The organism is Dysgonomonas sp. Marseille-P4677, assembly GCF_016652235.1.
Lineage (GTDB): Bacteria > Bacteroidota > Bacteroidia > Bacteroidales > Dysgonomonadaceae > Dysgonomonas.
Genome location: NZ_JAEPKU010000264.1, coordinates 1 through 1608 on the forward strand (window position 1 = coordinate 1; position 1608 = coordinate 1608).

Genomic DNA, 1608 nt, shown 5'->3' on the forward strand with positions numbered 1-1608 from the left:
CGAAGAAAAAATTAGGAGAGAAAAAGGCCTATTGTATCAACACAAAGTTGGGAACAGAAGAATATTATTCCCTGCGGTCTAAAGTAAAAAAGCAGGAACCACTACCAGCGACTTTGTCCGTGCCTGCTTGAAGAAAGGCTACATTAAAGAACGCTTATCGGCAGAATTAGCAGGCTATATCCGGAATCTGTCAGGGATGGCCAATAACCTGAACCAACTGGCCAGACAAGCGAATGTGCAGGGCTACACTGCTGTACGGGACGAACTCCGCCTGTTGGCTGAACGGTTTGATGATCTTCTTAAAAAGTTAAGGCAATGATAGCTAAAATCGTAAAGGGAAAGAGCTTCAATAAATGCATCAGGTATATACTCGATAAAGAGAAAGATGCGAAACTGTTGGAGGCTCAAGGAGTGAGGCTCAAAAGCAGCGGCGTCATTATCCACAGCTTTATTACCCAAGCCGGGCTAAATCCTAAATTAGGACTTAGTGTTTGCCATATCTCGCTAAGTTTTTCTACTGAAGATAAAGACAAACTATCAAGCGAGTTCCTGGTCAAGGTGACCAAAGAATATATGCAGAAAATGGGTATTGCCGATACCCAATATATCGTTGCCCGGCACATCGATAAAGAACATCCGCACGTCCACCTCTGCTTTAACCGTGTGGATAATAGGGGAAAGACGATATGCGATAAGAATGACAGGATCAGAAGCGTAAAGATTTGCAGGGAACTGACCGAGAAATACGGCTTGCATATTGCCCGGGGGAAAGAGAAAGTCAAAGAACATCGTCTCAAAGAGCTGGATAAGACCAGGTATGAGATCTATCACGCTTTAAAAGATGCTATCCCGCAATGTAGAAACTGGGATCAGCTTCAAGGCAGGCTTAAAGAACACGGTATTGAAACCAGATTTAAACATAAAGGGCAAACCGATGAAGTACAGGGAGTAGTCTTCACTAAGAATAATTATTCTTTTAACGGTTCCAAAGTAGACCGGACGTTTAGCTATTCCAAGATAGATAAACAACTTAGGGGAAACAATATCTCCAATGCTCAAACCCAAGCACAGCTTAATGCAAATCAGACCGGACAAGAACAATCGGCTGGCGTTATAGGCTCTATTCTGGATGGGCTCAGCGGTATGTCCGTATTCCAGCCTCACGGGGAAGATTATGAAGACAATCAGTTCAGGAAGAGGTTGGACTATGAAGAGAAGAAACGCCAACGCAAAAAGAAAGGAATAAGACGATAAAAGTATAAACTTAAAAATGAAATAATATGAGTGATATGTCGACAGTAAGTGCCATGTTTGAAGAAATCAAACAGCTCTTAAAAAAGATTAATACCAGAGAATCAGAACAGGAAACCACACAATACTCTAGCGCCAATAGCTTGGATAAAGCGGGCTTGACAGAACTGCAGGAAGCAATCAACCGATCCGGGGAGAAAATAGTATCTGGGATGGAAGAGCTGAAGCAGTCTTTACGAACCGAAAAGCGCAAGGTCGAACACCGGATATCCATCGATATAAAATCATCGTGGGTATTCCTGACCATGACAGGCCTGGTTATGCTGCTTATTATTGCCTTATCATTTTCTTACAAAT

The 1608-nt window shown here is 42.5% G+C and carries 3 protein-coding genes and 1 pseudogene; 3 read left to right on the forward strand and 1 reads right to left on the reverse strand.

Features of this window, described 5'->3' with window-relative positions; all coding sequences use genetic code 11:
• Positions 1-196 precede the first annotated feature (196 nt).
• Positions 197-244 (forward strand): annotated as a pseudogene (mobC, locus tag JGH11_RS20650) (plasmid mobilization relaxosome protein MobC); the annotation flags it as partial.
• Here the strand turns inward: mobC and JGH11_RS20655 are convergent.
• Positions 244-444: a hypothetical protein gene (locus JGH11_RS20655; protein WP_370567641.1), complete on the reverse strand. Its 201-nt coding sequence runs from the start codon at positions 442-444 to the stop codon at positions 244-246. The pseudogene mobC and the gene JGH11_RS20655 overlap by 1 nt on opposite strands.
• Here JGH11_RS20655 and JGH11_RS19950 point away from each other — a divergent pair.
• Positions 367-1254 carry a relaxase/mobilization nuclease domain-containing protein gene (locus tag JGH11_RS19950; protein WP_370567640.1) on the forward strand — a complete coding sequence of 296 codons (888 nt, stop codon included), beginning with the start codon at positions 367-369 and terminating at the stop codon, positions 1252-1254. The two genes, JGH11_RS20655 and JGH11_RS19950, sit on opposite strands and share 78 nt — an antisense overlap.
• Before the next feature lie 26 nt (positions 1255-1280).
• A partial coding sequence (locus JGH11_RS19955) for a hypothetical protein (protein WP_201114718.1) occupies positions 1281-1608 on the forward strand: 328 nt, incomplete at its 3' end.